1 pseudogene is annotated in these 421 nt (G+C 70.8%); it reads right to left on the minus strand.

From position 1 onward, the window contains the following. Nucleotides 1-223, minus strand: a pseudogene (locus tag G3I42_RS16020) (aromatic acid decarboxylase); the annotation flags it as partial. Nucleotides 224-421: the final 198 nt, after the last annotated feature.

Consider the following 421-nt stretch of genomic DNA (forward strand, 5'->3'; position numbering starts at 1 on the left):
GCTCGGCGAGCAGGGCGTGGGCGGTGGTGGCGGGGAGTGCGGCGAGGAGGGAGGCGGCGGTGTCGAGCGAACGGTCGCTCCGGTCGCCGAGCGCGGCCCCGAGCGCGTCTCGCGCGGCGCGCGCGGGATCGGGCCGGCGCGGCTCGCCCGAAGGAGTGTCGTAGGCGTTCTCCTGGGCGTTCTCGTGGGCGTTCTCGTGGGTCCTACCGGTCTCGCGGGGCACTCCCCCATTGTCCACACCCTGTGGAAACCCCGCCGGACCCATCCGCAGAGCTTCACACGCAATTACTCACTCGTCGGAGTGAGGGCCGTGACGAGTTTCGCGAAGTTATCCACAGATTCGCGGTGGTGGTCGGGAGGGGCGGGGTTGGCCCGGAAGAATTGACGGCAGCGGGTGGCCCACCTCCCCTTTGGGAGGGTG

This window comes from Streptomyces sp. SID11385 (assembly GCF_010548245.1).
Taxonomy (GTDB): Bacteria; Actinomycetota; Actinomycetes; order Streptomycetales; family Streptomycetaceae; genus Streptomyces.